The organism is Weissella sp. ESL1177 (genome assembly GCF_058107185.1).
Genome location: NZ_CM176591.1, coordinates 722,346 through 738,129, shown reverse-complemented (window position 1 = coordinate 738,129; position 15,784 = coordinate 722,346). Strand labels below are relative to the sequence as shown.

General features: G+C 32.0%; 22 protein-coding genes and 1 pseudogene. 14 read left to right on the top strand and 9 right to left on the bottom strand.

The genetic code is table 11. The annotated features are described in order from the left end of the window. Positions 1 to 129: 129 nt before the first annotated feature. Positions 130 to 495, bottom strand: a complete 366-nt coding sequence (locus AC3B5D_RS03615; RefSeq protein ID WP_489839459.1) for a TIGR02328 family protein — start codon at positions 493 to 495, stop codon at positions 130 to 132. A gap of 240 nt (positions 496 to 735) precedes the next feature. On the opposite strand from AC3B5D_RS03615, the gene AC3B5D_RS03610 reads away from it, so the two are divergent. The 8 genes and pseudogenes from AC3B5D_RS03610 to AC3B5D_RS03575 all read left to right on the top strand — a co-directional run bounded on the left by AC3B5D_RS03610 (position 736) and on the right by AC3B5D_RS03575 (position 6,387). Further along, positions 736 to 1,065 carry an SMR family transporter gene (locus AC3B5D_RS03610; protein ID WP_489839460.1) on the top strand — a complete coding sequence of 110 codons (330 nt, stop codon included), beginning with the start codon at positions 736 to 738 and terminating at the stop codon, positions 1,063 to 1,065. 652 nt (positions 1,066 to 1,717) lie between these two features. Further along, entirely contained in the window at positions 1,718 to 1,972 is a 255-nt protein-coding gene (locus AC3B5D_RS03605) for a hypothetical protein (RefSeq protein ID WP_489839461.1), read from the top strand. A 728-nt stretch (positions 1,973 to 2,700) separates the two neighbouring features. Then, complete coding sequence (locus tag AC3B5D_RS03600; RefSeq protein WP_489839462.1) at positions 2,701 to 3,276, top strand: BspA family leucine-rich repeat surface protein; 576 nt, start codon at positions 2,701 to 2,703, stop codon at positions 3,274 to 3,276. Beyond that, a complete protein-coding gene (locus tag AC3B5D_RS03595; RefSeq protein ID WP_489839463.1) occupies positions 3,213 to 4,406 on the top strand; it encodes a BspA family leucine-rich repeat surface protein in 1,194 nt (397 codons plus the stop codon). The genes AC3B5D_RS03600 and AC3B5D_RS03595 overlap by 64 nt, the downstream gene beginning before the upstream one ends. Positions 4,407 to 4,587: 181 nt before the next feature. After that, positions 4,588 to 4,713 carry a hypothetical protein gene (locus AC3B5D_RS03590; RefSeq protein WP_489839464.1) on the top strand — a complete coding sequence of 42 codons (126 nt, stop codon included), beginning with the start codon at positions 4,588 to 4,590 and terminating at the stop codon, positions 4,711 to 4,713. A 54-nt stretch (positions 4,714 to 4,767) separates the two neighbouring features. Continuing rightward, the gene (gene mazE, locus AC3B5D_RS03585) at positions 4,768 to 4,983 is read left to right on the top strand and encodes a type II toxin-antitoxin system PemI/MazE family antitoxin (RefSeq protein WP_489839465.1); all 216 of its coding nucleotides are present in this window, start codon (positions 4,768 to 4,770) and stop codon (positions 4,981 to 4,983) included. Then, positions 4,983 to 5,381 (top strand): type II toxin-antitoxin system death-on-curing family toxin, encoded by a 399-nt coding sequence (locus tag AC3B5D_RS03580; RefSeq protein ID WP_489839466.1) that lies wholly within the window; start codon positions 4,983 to 4,985, stop codon positions 5,379 to 5,381. The genes mazE and AC3B5D_RS03580 overlap by 1 nt, the downstream gene beginning before the upstream one ends. Positions 5,382 to 5,550: 169 nt before the next feature. Continuing rightward, a pseudogene (locus tag AC3B5D_RS03575) lies at positions 5,551 to 6,387 on the top strand (PhzF family phenazine biosynthesis protein). Between the two features lie 895 nt (positions 6,388 to 7,282). Here the strand turns inward: AC3B5D_RS03575 and AC3B5D_RS03570 are convergent. The 6 genes from AC3B5D_RS03570 to AC3B5D_RS03545 all read right to left on the bottom strand — a co-directional run bounded on the left by AC3B5D_RS03570 (position 7,283) and on the right by AC3B5D_RS03545 (position 12,167). Then, positions 7,283 to 8,443: a site-specific integrase gene (locus AC3B5D_RS03570; RefSeq protein WP_489839467.1), complete on the bottom strand. Its 1,161-nt coding sequence runs from the start codon at positions 8,441 to 8,443 to the stop codon at positions 7,283 to 7,285. Between the two features lie 108 nt (positions 8,444 to 8,551). Continuing rightward, the gene (locus AC3B5D_RS03565) at positions 8,552 to 9,670 is read right to left on the bottom strand and encodes an Abi family protein (RefSeq protein ID WP_489839468.1); all 1,119 of its coding nucleotides are present in this window, start codon (positions 9,668 to 9,670) and stop codon (positions 8,552 to 8,554) included. A 297-nt stretch (positions 9,671 to 9,967) separates the two neighbouring features. Next, the gene (locus AC3B5D_RS03560) at positions 9,968 to 10,294 is read right to left on the bottom strand and encodes a hypothetical protein (protein WP_489839469.1); all 327 of its coding nucleotides are present in this window, start codon (positions 10,292 to 10,294) and stop codon (positions 9,968 to 9,970) included. Positions 10,295 to 10,787: 493 nt separating this feature from the next. Then, entirely contained in the window at positions 10,788 to 11,315 is a 528-nt protein-coding gene (locus tag AC3B5D_RS03555) for a hypothetical protein (protein ID WP_489839470.1), read from the bottom strand. Positions 11,316 to 11,402: 87 nt separating this feature from the next. Continuing rightward, a complete protein-coding gene (locus tag AC3B5D_RS03550) occupies positions 11,403 to 11,813 on the bottom strand; it encodes a hypothetical protein (protein WP_489839471.1) in 411 nt (136 codons plus the stop codon). Positions 11,814 to 11,816: 3 nt separating this feature from the next. Then, a complete protein-coding gene (locus tag AC3B5D_RS03545) occupies positions 11,817 to 12,167 on the bottom strand; it encodes a helix-turn-helix domain-containing protein (protein WP_489839472.1) in 351 nt (116 codons plus the stop codon). An 807-nt stretch (positions 12,168 to 12,974) separates the two neighbouring features. On the opposite strand from AC3B5D_RS03545, the gene AC3B5D_RS03540 reads away from it, so the two are divergent. The 4 genes from AC3B5D_RS03540 (at position 12,975) to AC3B5D_RS03525 (ending at position 14,684) form a co-directional block, all read left to right on the top strand. Then, entirely contained in the window at positions 12,975 to 13,133 is a 159-nt protein-coding gene (locus tag AC3B5D_RS03540; protein WP_489839473.1) for a hypothetical protein, read from the top strand. 48 nt (positions 13,134 to 13,181) lie between these two features. Further along, positions 13,182 to 13,463, top strand: a complete 282-nt coding sequence (locus AC3B5D_RS03535; protein WP_489839474.1) for a hypothetical protein — start codon at positions 13,182 to 13,184, stop codon at positions 13,461 to 13,463. Positions 13,464 to 13,717: 254 nt separating this feature from the next. Further along, complete coding sequence (locus tag AC3B5D_RS03530) at positions 13,718 to 13,978, top strand: hypothetical protein (RefSeq protein ID WP_489839475.1); 261 nt, start codon at positions 13,718 to 13,720, stop codon at positions 13,976 to 13,978. A gap of 10 nt (positions 13,979 to 13,988) precedes the next feature. Then, positions 13,989 to 14,684 (top strand): BRO family protein, encoded by a 696-nt coding sequence (locus AC3B5D_RS03525; RefSeq protein WP_489839476.1) that lies wholly within the window; start codon positions 13,989 to 13,991, stop codon positions 14,682 to 14,684. Between the two features lie 175 nt (positions 14,685 to 14,859). Here AC3B5D_RS03525 and AC3B5D_RS03520 read toward each other — a convergent pair whose 3' ends face one another. Continuing rightward, positions 14,860 to 15,024: a YjzC family protein gene (locus tag AC3B5D_RS03520; protein WP_277380278.1), complete on the bottom strand. Its 165-nt coding sequence runs from the start codon at positions 15,022 to 15,024 to the stop codon at positions 14,860 to 14,862. Between the two features lie 118 nt (positions 15,025 to 15,142). Here AC3B5D_RS03520 and AC3B5D_RS03515 point away from each other — a divergent pair, with 118 nt between their 5' ends. Both AC3B5D_RS03515 and AC3B5D_RS03510 read left to right on the top strand, forming a co-directional pair. Then, positions 15,143 to 15,355 carry a hypothetical protein gene (locus tag AC3B5D_RS03515; RefSeq protein ID WP_489839477.1) on the top strand — a complete coding sequence of 71 codons (213 nt, stop codon included), beginning with the start codon at positions 15,143 to 15,145 and terminating at the stop codon, positions 15,353 to 15,355. Positions 15,356 to 15,357: 2 nt separating this feature from the next. Beyond that, positions 15,358 to 15,549 carry a hypothetical protein gene (locus AC3B5D_RS03510; protein ID WP_489839478.1) on the top strand — a complete coding sequence of 64 codons (192 nt, stop codon included), beginning with the start codon at positions 15,358 to 15,360 and terminating at the stop codon, positions 15,547 to 15,549. Here AC3B5D_RS03510 and AC3B5D_RS03505 read toward each other — a convergent pair. Then, entirely contained in the window at positions 15,542 to 15,736 is a 195-nt protein-coding gene (locus tag AC3B5D_RS03505) for a hypothetical protein (RefSeq protein WP_489839479.1), read from the bottom strand. The genes AC3B5D_RS03510 and AC3B5D_RS03505 overlap by 8 nt on opposite strands. Positions 15,737 to 15,784: the final 48 nt, after the last annotated feature.

Sequence of the window (15,784 nt, the reverse complement as noted above, 5' to 3'; positions counted from 1 at the left end):
CAAAATCTCTCGTATATATCATACAATTCAATTTTACCACGTAAGGAAACTCAATATAATAGTTTTTTGTGATCTATTTATTCCAAAGATGAAACAAAATTTATGAGTTAAGCATTGATATATTAGTTATCAATCAAGATTTATTCCCTTTTGTTTTAAATTTTGAAGACATGCTTGATAGTAATTTAAATCATGCTCAGGATAGATAGGATATGTTAACGGTACAGGCACAAGCGCTTTGTATGCAGGTATATTCACGCCCCGATAAAGAGGGTTAAACCATACAGAATTGGGTACATAACCACGCTGTTGCATTTCATACATAACTTTTTCATGATATTGAAACAGTTTGTAGGGTGAATATTGAAAGACATAGTTTACTGTACGATGTTTTTTACCCCAACCGCCACCACGTAGAGCACAGCATTCTCTATGTTGGCCAAGTAATTGTTGTCTTGGTAGTTTTGTAATTAAAGCTTCATGCCATAGCCGCATCGTTCTTTCCTTTCAAGTATCATTATTGATATTTTATGTTTAAATCGATTAAATGAATTGCCCACATTATAACGTAAAAATTTACTTTCGTAATTAGTTTTTTGATATTTAATTGGTTACTGAATTTATAATCACTAACGTTTATTTAAATCATCAAATACTATTTATGAATAAAAAAGTCTTTCTTTAAGAATACCTATTATGATATTCTTACTATTATTTATTGTTAGGAGATTTTTCATGAATATGGGATATATCTATTTAGCGATTGCGGTTATTTCAGAAGTTATTGGCTCAAATCTTGTGATTGAAACAGCAGGTTTTACAAGACTTAAGCCAACGTTACTTTGTATTTTGTGCTTTGGTATAGCAATTTATATGTTGTCACTTACTGTGAAATATATACCGCTTTATATTGCTTATGCAATTTGGGGTGGCGTGGGAATCATCTTAGTAACACTTGTCGGTCTACTTTTTTGGAAGCAAAGCATTAATTTACCTACCTTATTAGGTATTTTTTTCATTGTTGTTGGCGTAGTTATTGTCAATTTATTCAGTAAGGCGCATTAAAAAAATGTTTAAGTTATATTTAGGTCTGATTTAACTTTTTCATAATAGAATAATCGCTGTAGGTAGTTTGTTTCTACCTATATTTTTACTACAAGTGCACCTATCTTATTGGAAAGATAAGATAGGTGCATTTGTCGTTAGACAAGTAATTTTTAAACGCCAACTTATTTCAGACTTATCCAAAATAAAAATGTCCAATCCTTGGCTTGATTGGACATTTAAGTAATTAGAATTTGGGACTCTATTACTTTATTATAATAACACTAGAAATTTTGGTTTTCAATACTAAATGATTTCATTATTGAAATTTTATAATAGCGATATTGAAACTACTTATTCGGAAAGATAATCTTTCTAAGATTTATTGATACTAGTATCAACACGACAAATTGACGAAAAAATAAGAAACGAGTCATATCATATTTCATGCTATCTGCACTAAAAGGGTTAATCAGTGTGAAATATAAACATTAATATTCGTGATTTATGGATACGATTTGTTGCATATTTGTTGCAGATAATAAAATTTTTTTAAAAGTAAATAATTACACACATCATGATACAGTTAAAAGTGATTCTACTGTATAATAATTAAATGTAAGATAATAAGAATATATAAATAAATTATTGTTGGCATATAAGGAGGTATATTATGATTGGTTTACATGTTTTTTTTGGGGTGATGATCGTCGTAGGTGCGATGATGACGGCAATTTCATTTCAAGGTGATACAGATAAATTAACAAAGTGGCAAAAATTTTCATTGATTATAACAACATCTGCTATTGGTCTCACAATAGTTTCAGTTGTTTCTGTCTATGCGTCTATTTATATTGGTTTGTTATTATTTGTACTTTTGGCAGCATATGAATATTTTGCTTTCGTACGAGTAGTTCGTGAAAAATAGTTGTGATAATTAACTAAAAGCGTGATTTCATATAATGAAACACGCTTTTTTAAATGCATAAGGTAAACCGGGATGGCAAGGTGAACATCTTACGCTTACCAATAACTTATTTTGTCATAGTGATTTATTTAAACACTTAGAATGAAGAACTAAGTTAATTTTTAATCAGTATTTCTAGCATTGAATATAGACCATTTTTTAGAAATATTCGTCAGATATGGCTAACTATGGGTTTAAATAACCATATTAATTAATGTTCAATAATCATTTTAAGATAGGCATAACAGAAACATTTAATAACTATCATTAATTAAAATCATCAAACAAAAGAATGATAATTATTTGTATTGTATAAAAAAATATGAACACTTATAATTTAAACAACTTGATGATAACTATGAAAAAATTATCCTTGAATAAACTCATTTTAAAAAGCTGCCCATTTTCATCAAGTTTAAAATCCACTAAGATATGTCATTTAGCATAACTTAGTGGACTTTTTTGTGTCTAATATGAATAGTTTGGTGTACCAATAAACGTTTATTGATTAATTTCTATGCAATAGAATATATTAATTTTTTGACATATTATTTATATAATATGTATGTAATTAATTGAATATGCTATTAATAACACTTGTGAACTTATTCTCAAAATACTGGCAACATGTTAAAATTAGTTGATTATCGTTACCAATGTCATTAATTTTTGAGGGGGAGAACTTTTTTATGAAAAAAAGTTTAAAAATAAGTTTTTTAACATTAGTATCAATGATGTCTGTGAGTTCAGTAATAACTAATAATGTTTTGGCAGATGGCAATCAATCATCTAGTGAGCTAATAAATATAGATAGCGTGGCCAATGATACATCTGGAATATGGGGTACCTGTCCTTTTCAGTATGATGCTAGTACGCAAACACTTATTTTAGCAGGTGGCGTAATAACTAATCCTAACTATGGTGGCTTAAAACTCAGTGAATCTGTAAAACATATAAAAATTACCAACACTGTCAAACTACCTGAAAATTCTAGTTATCTGTTTTCATTTTTTCCTGAATTAGAGGATATATCTGGAAGTAATAACATAGATACATCAGCGGTTACAAACATGCGTGGTTTATTTTATGACAACAAGAATTTGACACAGTTAGATGCTAGTCATTGGGATATGTCGCATGTGACGTCTGTATTAGATATGTTTTATGGTACTAGCAACTTAAAAAATCTGGATGCTAGTGGTTGGCAATTGGCGAATTTAACAAGTATGCAGAGAATGTTTTATCAATCTGGATTGAAAATTTAGATACTAGTCATTGGAACACATCAAATGTTACAAACATGTTAGATGTGTTTTATGGTACTGGCAATTTAAGGAATTTAGATATTAGTGGTTGGGATACAGCGAATGTCGAAACGATGCAAAGAATGTTTTATCAATCTGGGATTGAAAACTTAAGTACTAGTCATTGGGACACATCAAATGTCACAAATATGGTAGATATGTTTAACGGTACCATTAATTTAAGAAATTTAGATGTTAATGGGTGGAATACAGCGAATATTACAACAATGATGAGAATGTTTTATCAATCTGGAATTAAAGACTTAGATGCCAGTCATTGGGACACATCAAATGTCACAAATATGATAGATATGTTTAACGGTACCAATAACTTAACGAGTTTAAATATCAGTAGTTGGGATATGTCAAATATTGTAACCTATAGAATATTTAAAAATAGTTCTGTCAATAAATTAATTTTAGGTTTTAAAAATAAATTTGATAATTATGACCTGCTGCCTGATGTACCAAATGATAATATATATACAGGTAAATGGGTATATCAAGCAGATCCATCAGGCAATAGTATCAGCAATGGTCCTACGTATACATCTAGTGAGTTAACAAGTAGTTATACACCTGAAAAAGCAGGAACTTACGTTTGGCAAAAGATAAAAGATGATGCAGCTAGTTCAAGCTCGTCAACAAGCGACAATTCAAGTTCATCAGTAAGTAGTAGTTCGAGTTCATCGACAAGCAGTAATTCTAGCTCATCGAATAAGCCAGATGTAGATTCGTCAGTCAGTAACGGGTCAAACTCATCTTCGGAAAACGAAACAAGTAATACTTCCCCAAGCCATGTTGATAATGGCACTGATACCAGTGGCATAACATCATCAACTAACAGCAGTTCTTTAGGATCAATGACAAATTCAAGTAATCATGCCATTAGTACTAATTCAAATTTGTCAGCAACTAATTCGTCTAACAGTCATGATGCCAAAACGAAGAAAAAGATTAGTTTACCTAAGACGGCCACTAAATTTGTTAACAATGTGCAGGAACATAAATTTTCGTATAGTGTTTTAGTAGGTGCTTTAATTTTTCTTACAAGCGGACTAGTATTAACTACATCTAAGCATAAGCATTAAAAATAACTTCAAGTACAAAACGTTATATGTCAATAAATGTTGATATATAGCGTTTTTTTGTGTAAAACGTTTGGTTTATATTTATTTCTTGGTGCATTAGTTATCTTATTAGTGATAGTTAATAAATTACAGGTAATATAATGATAGATAATAAAACGAGTGCCTAAAATGAAGCTAAGTAATGGTGGCTACAAAAAATAAGGAACATAAGAATCGAACTTATGCACGATCGTTTATTAAAAATTTAGTTATGGCAGAAAACTTAAATGAATTGAAAGGGCCAATTTCAGAACGTGAAAATAATTGACGTTAACTATAACTATGTATATACTTATATGTATACAAAAAGGAGGTGGGCAATATGGTAGTAAAAGCACGTAAAGTAGGAAACTCCACAACCGTTACAATTCCCAGTTCGTTTAATATCCCTGAAAATACAGAGTTTGAAGTGAAATCTGATAATGATGGTAATATTATTTTTAGCCCTATTGTCAAATTGTCTGGTCAACAAACTGATAATATTCATGATTTCATGGATCAGTTTAAACCCTTGATGGAACAATTAAAGAATAAGTAATGCGATATTTGACAATAGCTGAATTAGAGGCAATCAATCAGTATGCTGTTCAAATGGTAGGTGGTCATAATTATGGCGTGCAATCACATGAGGCTTTGTTGGTTGTCGTTGATCAACCACAACAAGTTGTTTTTGGCAAAGAATTATATCCAACCATCTGGTTAAAAGCAGCTTTTATTTTGCAAAAGATTACAAAAAAACATGTATTTGTTGATGGTAATAAAAGAACTGCGATACAAGCTGCACTTTATTTTCTATCAATTAATGGTATCTCAGTTAAAAATGTAAATGTAGTGAACAAAACTGGTGAAAAATTAATGCTCATGGTCACTAATGCTCCAGACAGTGAAGAAGTCATGTTAGCTGTCGCAGAGTGGTTGGAAGCAATAACTAAATAGCGCTGCCATATGAATTATATGGCAGTTTTTGTTTATCCTAACTCTGCCATTTTATAATGCTATTGTTAAGTTTTATAAAACGGCATAGGTCACTTCAAATAGACATGATATTACCGATTTATTCTTTAAGATTGCATGTGAAATTATTTTTAAATAAGGAGACTATAAGATGAATGTCAATGTATATGTAGCTAGTGCTTTCAGCAAGGATGGGGCAGGCGGTAATAAAGCAGGCGTTGTTTTTATGGACAGGTATCTCAAAAGAAAGAGATTGCTCGACAATTAGGGTATGCTGAAACTGCTTTTATTTCACAATCTAAAGTAGCTGATTTTAGACTAGAATACTTTACGCCTAAAGAAGAAGTAGACTTGTGCGGTCACGCTACTATTGCAACCTTTGTCATATTAATGTACTTAAACAAGCTATCTAAAGAACAATATCAGATTGAGACCAATAGTGGTATTTTAGTGATTAATATTAAAGATTCAGTAGTTTTCATGCAGCAAAATAAGCCAACTTTTTTATGAAGAATTATTTCCAGGAGAATTAGCTGAGTGTTTTGATATGAATTCTATTGATAGAAAATATCCAATTCAAATTGTTTCAACAGGTTTAAAAGATATTTTAGTACCTATAAAGTCAGAGCAAGCACTGCATGAATTACAACCAAACTTTGACAAAATTAAAAATGTTAGTGAGAAACATGATGTGATTGGTATGCACTTATATACGATACAAGAAAACCGTATTGTGTGCCGAAATTATGCGCCACTATACGATATTGACGAGGAATCAGCTACGGGAACGTCTAGTTGTGCGGTAGCCGGTTATTTATACACTCATAACTATTTGCGACAAAGCATGTATGTGTTTAATCAAGGTTATTCTTTGAATGCTCCTTCGGAAATATTAGTAAAACTGAATCATGATCAAGAAAATAATATTACTAGTATCTTTGCAGGTGGACGGGGCTATTATTGTGAAACAAAACAGTTACTTGTTTAACCTGAGTAAAGATGAATTACCTAAAATATGATATCTTTACCGGAAGTACATCAAGAAAACTGAATACATGGACTCGTCATATCTTATCAGATAAGATAAACTGTAACTATTTAATGCGCAGTGAAAAAGAGCTTGAATACCATTAATAAATAAAAGTGGTTGGCTACATGTCACAATTGTCGATGTGTAGCCAACTACTTTTATTTTGCACTGAAAAAGGGGGTATTGATATGAAACCATAAAAAACACCATCTATCATTGATAGCGTAGATTACTACTTATCTACCGTTATAATCATCTCTTAAACCGTTGATAAAATCAGGAATGTTAGTCATTTGGCGTTGTTCTATTTGCAGTAACTAGCATTAATTTATGATAATAAACAAAACAATGATATTTATTTCTATTGTTTTAAAAAATATGAACACTTATAATTTAACCAACTTGATGTTGACTATGAAAAACCCATCCTTAAATAAATTGATTGTAAAACCTACGAATTTTCATCAAGTTTAAAGCCCACTGAGCTATGCTAATTTGCATAACTTAGTGGGCTTTTTTTCATGTTTAATATAAGATAGTATAATGAATAATAGGTAAGACATTATACGGTTAAATTTTAAAAATTAGTTAGTAAATAATTTTAAAAAATAAATTACACATGAAAACACACATCGAATTTTATAAACATTGATACAAAGAGGTTTACAAGAGATATGCCAGAGCTACCTGAAGTGTCTTTTAACAATTAAATAGCATAAGAAAACGCCAGTAAATGCCTATATAAAGGTACTTACTGGCGTTCTTTAATTTGTTCGATATAAGTTAATATTAGGTAAAATAAGATACAAGTTAAGATTTTTTGTTAAGATTTTTCGTTAAGTAATAATTAAATTTAGTCAAAACCATCGTTTAATATGTCATCTACAATATCATTTTCACGACTTGTAGCATGGGTATAAATTTGTAGAGTCATTGCCACATCAGCATGACCTAATCTTTTTTGTACCGCCTTAATTGGTGCTGATTTCCCATGACGTGCAGCTTGCTCAAATAACAATGTAGCATGCGTATGGCGAAGTCCGTGAAGGGTGACATGCTTTAAATCATTATCTGAATCTGGCAGTTCATTACGCATTTTTTGTATCCATCTTTCAGGAACATTGAAATCCATGTATGTGTGCTTACCTGGCCAAACAATATTGTTCATATTTTTAGGTGCAATGCTTTTATAAGCTTGCATAATTTCTAGCGTTTTCTTATCTATTGAGATGATACGATTACTTGCACCAGTCTTTGTCTGCTTAAGATACATGTTTGTTGTTTTATTACGATAGTCTAGACCAACAGATTTATTAATAGTTAAGCGATGACGTTGAAAATCAAAATCATTCCAAGTTAATGCTAATATTTCACCACGTCGTAAACCTGTATAGGCTAGTAAGCGAAAATATGCATATTGTGGTACAGTTTTTGTTTCCCAATAATTTAAAAAACGGGTGAGTTGTTCGGAATTCAGAAAATTTTCTTGCTTACGTTCTCGGCTAGTATTAACCTGCTTTGGCCTAGTAACTACATCAAATGGGTTTTTTAAAATAATTTCATGTAACTGAGCATATGAGAATAGCTGTTTCAGGTACTGTCCCCATACAACACCAGATTTTGCTTGTGTGGCCCATTTATTTAGTAGTGACTGTAATTCTCCGGAAGTTATATCACGCACCTTACGAGAACCAATCGCAGGCAATATATGATTTTTATAATAAGATTCTGTTTTAGAAAGAGTAGAGGCTTCAACAGATTGAGCGTATTCTTCATGCCACTGCTTATATAAGGTTTCAACCGTTACTTTTTCAACAGCAAGTGATTCAAGGGTATATGATCCTTTTTCACGCTCTTCGAGCATTTTTGCATAGGCAATTGTTGCTTCAATCGGAGATTTAAAACCACTTTTAGTTTTTATAATCTGCTTACCAGTGATAGGATTACGACCTATGAATATTTGAAATAGCCAACGATCTTCACCATTCTTCAATTTATACTTTTGCGGTTTCATTGTTTGCACCTTTCTAAGCTGGTACAATTAGTGCCATAGGCTATTTAATTGTGGCTTGTATTTTTATTACACGCACATCCATTTGTTTATCGACAGGGGATGTGCTTTTTAGCCTAATTTTTCAGAATATAAGAATATATGGTCAAATTTAAAAGGCGTGAATGCCTTCGTAATACCATAACGCATAAATTCAGGAACTACATTTAAAAAGACAGTAAAATATGCTTGGGTAAACTGTATATCATTTTTAGGTATCAACATTTCTTTTTGTAGTTGTTCTTTAGTATTCGGATTTCTAAATAGATATTCTTGAAGAATTCCATCGAAATTCACAGATAGTGTGTTAAAAATGCCTTTATCATCCAAACTCATCAATATTTTCATTAGTAACCATACACCACTTTGTCCAAATCCTTCTCGATACATACTAGGGGTAATTTTTAAATATTGATGAGTAGCTTCACGATATTGAATTATCGGTTTATATTCTTGACTTCTATTGTCAAAAAAATTTGATTTTGGAAAATAATTGTAAATTCTTCCACCATGAGCAGCTCTATTTCTGAATTGATGAAATAAATCAAGCATTGAAGAAAAATACTTAACACTTTCTACAATTCCTAAGTTCTCTACTAAATCTTTATCCAATATATCTCCTACAATTTCTTGTTTTTCAGGCGTCTTAAGCATCGAATACCAAATTTTTAATCCACCAAAGTCTAATCCCTTTACCACAATCCAAGGTGGTACATTTTTATATTGTTCTCTGTAATGTTTAAATGGTTCATCTAAATTTGAATAAGCAATACTAGCTAAAGTTTTTATCAACTTTGCTAATTTGTAGGGGCCTTTTCTAGGAGACCTATAATTTGAAAAATTCAAATATTCCTGTTGGTTTTCAGTATGATATTTTGAAAATACTCTAGCAATTGCTTGGCGGAGTGATAATTCAAACAATTCTATTGCTGATAGTGTAGCATCCCTTAACTCTTGATCAAATTCAAACAAATAATATAAATCATAGAATGTAGTATTTTTTTTAAAATTATCATGTTCTCCATTTACCAAAAAAGGGGTACGATAACCATTAATAATTTCATAATATCCGTATTGCATTAGTGCATCTGACACAAAAAGATAGTCTTCGTCTGTTATCAACATGCCACGTTCTTTCAGTTTGGTTATTTGATTTTCTATTGATAACCAAACTTTAGGTTCTAACTCCATAAATAAATCTCCTGTATGCACAAAAGGCCTAGCTACATATAGATGTAGTTAGACCTTTTGGTAGAGTGTCCAGCACTCGCTTCATTAACCTAATTACACCATATTGTTTTTTCTTTGTCAATAATAAACATCTGTTGCTAACTTACGCTAACTAATTATGTTTTTCTTTTTAAAGCACACAATTCAATTAGTTTGTATAAGATTTCATTACTTTACTTCCAAAAGCTTTTAGTGTGATTCCTTTCTAAATATATGTATGCCCCCAGCAGGGTGGCTTTTTAATTCGATTACTAACCATTAATTGATGAAGTTAGTGTTTTTAGCTTTCCAGTCCTCTAGCTTGATATTAACCCAGAAACTATAAATTCCTAGAGTTATAATGATGAAGAATAGCCACTTAATCCAATTTCCAAATAAACCAACAGCTGATCCACTGAATCGCATACGATGACCATCAATGACAGTATGATTAATTTTCCACCCATAGACCATGACTATTGACCAAGGATATAAAATTCCAAACGATAGTACAGTTACTAAAAATCCAAGAATTGTCCATCCAATTAAAGCGAGTAAACCGCCATCAAAAAAAGATGCTCTGCCAAATTTTCTTTCTGGTCCCATATTGATTCTCCTGAATAGCTTTTTACGTGGATCATTGTTGCACGTGTTAGAATATAAACAAATGGAGGTATTTATGTTATGGATATATTTGCTAATATAGTTGGCTTTTTCCTTTGTATCGTAATAATAGTTTCAGCAATAGTAGCATTGTTCATGACAATCTCTATAATTTATTACATATTAGACGATTTAATTCATTAGAGCTTTCTTTTGCTAATCATTAAAGCAGCATTTAATATTATTTGATTAATGGTTTTAGAACTAACGTTATAGGGTGGTTTAGCATCCGTCCAAAGGAAATCATTAAACTGCCCAAAATTAACGTTAAAATCATCTTTGTATATTTTGTGTGACCTTTTTTTGCTACAAAATTCGATGTGAATTGTAACTTGTTCTGAATACTAAGTTATGTAAATAAAAGCGCAAAAAACGCTTGTTAATATAATTACACGTACATGACTGTTTGGTGATAGGAGTGCACGTGTTTTTTTATCTAATAGAATTTAAATTCACTATTATTAGTTATCTTGGAATGACCAATAGCATTGTTATTTGTATCATAAAAAGCGGTGTATATCATATCAGTCATGTCTTCATATTTTTTATAATGAGAACCCAGAATCACAATTGAAGATTTTTGAATTGAATTACCAACGAATTTTTTAGATGTATTAGAAAGTGAGTTAAAATTGCCATTAACAACAGCTTTTAATTGTCCATCTTTTGTATAAGTTATTTTACTAACGGTTAATGACCAATTGTAAGATGAATTTGGGGTTCCATTATCAGTTGGATTTCCATTTTCATCAAGTGTTCCATTTGCCCATCCTTGGTCTTGTTTTAGTCCGTCAGCTATTTCTTTATTTACAACTTTTCGTTTTTGGTTAGCATTCTCTGTTTTTCTAGAAGAAGCACTAATCGAATCAATGTTTGAATCTAAAGAAATAATTGAATTTGAAAACATTATTTCCATTGACATACTAGTCAATAAAATAGCACTGATTTTTGTAATTTTATTCATTGTTATTCTTTTCCCAAAGCTTTTAACGTGAATCCTGTCTGCACGTAATATGTATGCCACCGATGGGTGGCTTTTTTTACATTTAATTTAAATTTCTTGTATTGCATCTTTAACAATAGGTTCAAACCAAGAGGGCAAGTGAAACTTATTCATAAAGTCAGTGTAATTACGATATTCTAAAGGTGTGTCACTATAAGCCAAGGTTGCTAATATATAAATCATGCCTTTATTTGCAGTAATTTCAGATTGGTTTTTAAAGCCAATTGAGAAATGATAAAGCATGGGCTCACCGTCACCATATATAATGTGTGAAAGTTCATGAGATTTTCTAGCAACCATAGGATAAGGTGTAATGAACGCTGTGTTAATGATAATAACTGGCGGTTTATCAAATCTAATAATAACCACATCTGGATCATCAGGGCTAAATTCAGCATATTGTAGAATAACATTTGATGAATAGATGAGTTTATTAACTTGTTCCTCTAATTCGTCCATATGTCAATCCTCATCACCATCAATTAAATTTAAAATTTCAAGAATACCACGTTTTGCCTTATCCGAAAGCTCACGCCCTTGAAATTCCATAACAACTCCCTTATCAGATAGAGCTTTATCAAGATTGATAACTTTGTCTGACTTTTTATTTGCGTGCATATCATCAGTGTTACCTAATAGGTAATCTACCGATACGCCTAGGACGTCAGCAACCTTTAATAGATTTTCAGCTGAGGGAGTTTTATTTTTCCAAGAGTAAATAATATTGTTTTTTAATTTTGCAAAATCATTTAATTGATTGAGAGTTAAGCCACGTTCCTTCGCGGTTTGTTTAATTCGTTCAAATGTTGTCATTGTAACTTCTCCAAATTAAACGAAATAAAATTAAACTTTTGTTATAAAACGCTTGACGTAATTAAACTATAGTTATAAAATTAAATCATTCAAGTAATAAAGCAACTAAAAAAGCGTGTAAATCTCGTACTATATTTTGATGAAGTAGAAGCAATAAATACAGCTATTTGTTGCGGTTTTTAACCATGTTTAAAGTTTAAACTTTAGTTATAAAAATGTCAATAAAAATTACTTGTTTAATTACACTACAAGAAAGGAGGAAAGGAAATGGGATCATAAAATAAAAACCCCTTCTAAGCATGTAGAAAGGCATTGGAACAATTATATATTACTAATTACATCATGCTATGCAACTTTCATGATTTGGCCGTTCCAAGTCAACCCTCATGAGATAAAAAATGATTAACCCTCTTGTAAGTTCATTTTTAAAGTAAGTTTCCACCAACTTTGAGTTCTTGGTTGAATGGGCCAAGAAAACTTACACCCTTAAGCGCGGGCCGTGCAAGAGTTGAGTCTTGAAACTTAATTAAACAGTTCTTTAAGTAAAGGGTTAATTCAAAAAGGTTTCCATAGAAGAAAGGCCCTCCTAAATTTTTAATTGTGCATAAGCACAGACGTAATTATAACACTAAAAAAACAACCCTTAAAAAGGAAAGCAAAATAAAAAATCACTTAGCCGACCAAAACTAAGTGATTCTAAGAGGTTTTTACCTGATGTCTAACAACACTTTAAGTGTAAGATTACTCAACAAATTAATCAAGTAAAAATTACTTGTTTAATTACACTACATGAAAGGAGGAGAGGAAATGGAAGGACAAAATAAAAATACTGTCACTAAAAATTCTGGAAATAATGACAGTATCAAATTTGTTGAATGTATCGTATGTAAAACAATGGTACCGGCTTATAAATATTGTGGCAATTGTGGATTACCAACAGGTAGATCAATTAAATATAAGCGTTAATAATAATCAAGAATTTAATAAAGATTACGCAGAAAGGAGGTTGTGAAGATGGATGATATGAACAAAGAAATTAGTAAGGTCATCAAAAATAAATATGAAGAGGTCGAAATTGATTTAACAAAACATAGAGTCGAAATTATATCAGAAATAGATGGGACAACTAACGTTATTGTTGATGGCAAAAAGTTACAGTTTGTTAAAAGAATCAGTTTTGAAGGTTTGTTTATGAACGAGTGGGACGATGCAAAAAGAAAGACCCTTAAGGTAATTATTCATTATCCAGAAGAATCTAATATACCGCCATCATATCTAACGTATCTTAGTGAATGAAATAGAAGTGTGGTGATCCAGATAATCATCAATTGATGTTACTGAAAATCCGCTCTTCATTAAAAATTGAACGACTTCGTTTGTATTCGAATTATCAGGAACAATTACATTGAATGTTTTATTCTTGATAGCATCTTTAACGTCATTAATAAAAGAATTATCTAGTGTCATGTCTAAACCACCTTTTTGTTTTTAAAAAATTGATGAGATAAGTATAACACTAAAAAAGCAACTACTAAAAAGGAAGTGAAAATATGGTTGAACGAACTATTGTAGATGAAATCAGCACAGAGGAGGCTTGGGCAAGAATTTGGTTTCCGTTAAATGACTTCAAAAACTACATCAAAACAAATCATTTTAAGCGTCAAGATTTGGCAGACAAAATCGGCGTAAGTAAGAAATACGTTGATGATCTACTAGATTTAAAAGCTGGTGGACCCAATACCGTTATTAATTATCAACAATTAATGAACATCACAGGATTCAAAGGTGAAAACGTCTATATCCATAGATAAGGAGACAAACATGGCAAATGAAGTACAGGTATTTAACTTTGAACAGATGAACGTTCGAACAGTAGAGATTGATGATGAAGTTTGGTTCGTAGCAGTAGATGTGGCGAAAGCTTTAGATATTAAAAATACTACTCAAGCATTGGCAAGATTAGAAGATGATGAACGGGCTATGTTTAACATAGGTCGTCAAGGTGAGGCAAACGTCATCAGTGAACCCGGTTTATACAATTTCATTGGTTCAAGCCGTAAAACAGAAGCTAAGCAGTTTATGCATTGGGTACGTCATGAAGTCTTGCCAAGCATTCGTAAGACTGGAAGTTATCAAGCACAACCAATGACGCTAGACGAAAAAATGAAGCTGGCACTTGAATCAGAACAGGACTCGCGTGAACGAGTAGGAACTTTAGAAGGCAAGGTCGACAACATCATTGTTAACCAACCAGTGAATGCCACTGATTATGCAGCGATTGGTGAAGCAGTTAGTCACAGAGTCCACACTTGGGCACGCATGCATCACATTCCTCGTGATAATCGAGGGCCATTGTTTAAAGACTTGAATAGTCAAATTAAGCAAGTCACGGGAGCTGGTAACCGAACTCGTATCAAGTCTTCACAATATACCAAGGTAATAGATTTTATTGAAACAAAATGGGAACCGTCTGCTGCGACGATTGAAGGCGTGATGCAAACAGAATTGGAGGTGTAGAAATGCTTCATCACTATATGACACGATTTACTGATGAATCTGGCGAACACTATATAAGTTGGATCCAATTTAATTTGTTCAACTTTGCTTTCACTCTAAGCAAGCGTGAGTACGTTAGCGGTGTGCGAATTGGAAAGTAAAAAACACACATCTGTGAGAGATGTGTGTTGCCAGGTTACTTGTGCTCCCAACCACGACCAGGCTTTTGGGTTGGTGGGAGACGGTCACCACGACCAATTTTAACATTTCGCCCACCAGGAACTTTTCCACCTCGAGGGCCAACTTCAGTGTAACGACCAGGTCGTTGATTATCAGTACCTGGCTTAATAGGGTTTGTCATATGCAAACACCTGCTTTCGTATGAATTTTGGAAAGCAAATGAATCTTTGGGAAATCGGATTCAAAACATTTCCATAAACAATCATATCATGAAATAGAAATAACGGAGAGTTAAGCAAATGTCACTAGCAGAAATAATCAATGATGGACTTCGTTTAAAAGGAAATAAGACCCGCTATTGGCTAGCAAATGTAACGGGTGTATCTATCGCAGCGTTATATGATGTTACGAATGGTAAACGAAATAGGTTAACGTTACCAGCAATGGTAAAGGTAGCAATTGCGTTAGACCTAGATTTGAATGAGTTAAAGAAGATTAATTGGGAGGTGTAGACATGACAGAAATAAATATTCAACAAGATGTTCAACAACTAATTCACGATGTATTAACTGACGATCAAACAAAAGGCAACCCAGAACTGATTACAGCAGTTACTGGATTGCTAGCACAAGCATATTCATCAGGAATGCTTCGAAATACATCAAATAATGACAGTGTAGAAATTGTTCCAGGTGTCTTTATTTAATCAATTTATAGATTAACTCATTTGTATATTCAACGTTTAAATTATCCATGGCAAGTACTAGAGCGTTCATTTTGTTGTTGTTAGTTAGTGTACTTTCAACTTTTTTAACAGCTTCTTCCATATGATTTTCATCATAGACGTCTGAATATACGCTTTGAGCAATTTTATCAAATTCAGTTCTATCCATTTTTTCTGCCTCCTTTCATTTCAATGTAGGGGAGGATTGCGACGCTCA

Excerpts from the sequence above, each read along its gene's own strand:
- AC3B5D_RS03550 (WP_489839471.1), bottom strand. The coding sequence starts at position 11,813 with ATGGACGAATTAGAGGAACAAGTTAATAAACTCATCTATTCATCAAAT.
- AC3B5D_RS03610 (WP_489839460.1), top strand. The coding sequence starts at position 736 with ATGAATATGGGATATATCTATTTAGCGATTGCGGTTATTTCAGAAGTT.
- AC3B5D_RS03520 (WP_277380278.1), bottom strand. The coding sequence starts at position 15,024 with ATGACAAACCCTATTAAGCCAGGTACTGATAATCAACGACCTGGTCGT.
- AC3B5D_RS03540 (WP_489839473.1), top strand. The coding sequence starts at position 12,975 with ATGGAAGGACAAAATAAAAATACTGTCACTAAAAATTCTGGAAATAAT.
- AC3B5D_RS03565 (WP_489839468.1), bottom strand. The coding sequence starts at position 9,670 with ATGGAGTTAGAACCTAAAGTTTGGTTATCAATAGAAAATCAAATAACC.
- AC3B5D_RS03555 (WP_489839470.1), bottom strand. The coding sequence starts at position 11,315 with ATGAATAAAATTACAAAAATCAGTGCTATTTTATTGACTAGTATGTCA.
- AC3B5D_RS03605 (WP_489839461.1), top strand. The coding sequence starts at position 1,718 with ATGATTGGTTTACATGTTTTTTTTGGGGTGATGATCGTCGTAGGTGCG.
- AC3B5D_RS03570 (WP_489839467.1), bottom strand. The coding sequence starts at position 8,443 with ATGAAACCGCAAAAGTATAAATTGAAGAATGGTGAAGATCGTTGGCTA.
- AC3B5D_RS03510 (WP_489839478.1), top strand. The coding sequence starts at position 15,358 with ATGACAGAAATAAATATTCAACAAGATGTTCAACAACTAATTCACGAT.
- AC3B5D_RS03525 (WP_489839476.1), top strand. The coding sequence starts at position 13,989 with ATGGCAAATGAAGTACAGGTATTTAACTTTGAACAGATGAACGTTCGA.
- mazE (WP_489839465.1), top strand. The coding sequence starts at position 4,768 with ATGGTAGTAAAAGCACGTAAAGTAGGAAACTCCACAACCGTTACAATT.
- AC3B5D_RS03535 (WP_489839474.1), top strand. The coding sequence starts at position 13,182 with ATGGATGATATGAACAAAGAAATTAGTAAGGTCATCAAAAATAAATAT.
- AC3B5D_RS03615 (WP_489839459.1), bottom strand. The coding sequence starts at position 495 with ATGCGGCTATGGCATGAAGCTTTAATTACAAAACTACCAAGACAACAA.
- AC3B5D_RS03545 (WP_489839472.1), bottom strand. The coding sequence starts at position 12,167 with ATGACAACATTTGAACGAATTAAACAAACCGCGAAGGAACGTGGCTTA.
- AC3B5D_RS03560 (WP_489839469.1), bottom strand. The coding sequence starts at position 10,294 with ATGGGACCAGAAAGAAAATTTGGCAGAGCATCTTTTTTTGATGGCGGT.
- AC3B5D_RS03530 (WP_489839475.1), top strand. The coding sequence starts at position 13,718 with ATGGTTGAACGAACTATTGTAGATGAAATCAGCACAGAGGAGGCTTGG.
- AC3B5D_RS03600 (WP_489839462.1), top strand. The coding sequence starts at position 2,701 with ATGAAAAAAAGTTTAAAAATAAGTTTTTTAACATTAGTATCAATGATG.
- AC3B5D_RS03590 (WP_489839464.1), top strand. The coding sequence starts at position 4,588 with ATGGTGGCTACAAAAAATAAGGAACATAAGAATCGAACTTATGCACGA.
- AC3B5D_RS03515 (WP_489839477.1), top strand. The coding sequence starts at position 15,143 with ATGTCACTAGCAGAAATAATCAATGATGGACTTCGTTTAAAAGGAAAT.
- AC3B5D_RS03505 (WP_489839479.1), bottom strand. The coding sequence starts at position 15,736 with ATGGATAGAACTGAATTTGATAAAATTGCTCAAAGCGTATATTCAGAC.
- AC3B5D_RS03580 (WP_489839466.1), top strand. The coding sequence starts at position 4,983 with ATGCGATATTTGACAATAGCTGAATTAGAGGCAATCAATCAGTATGCT.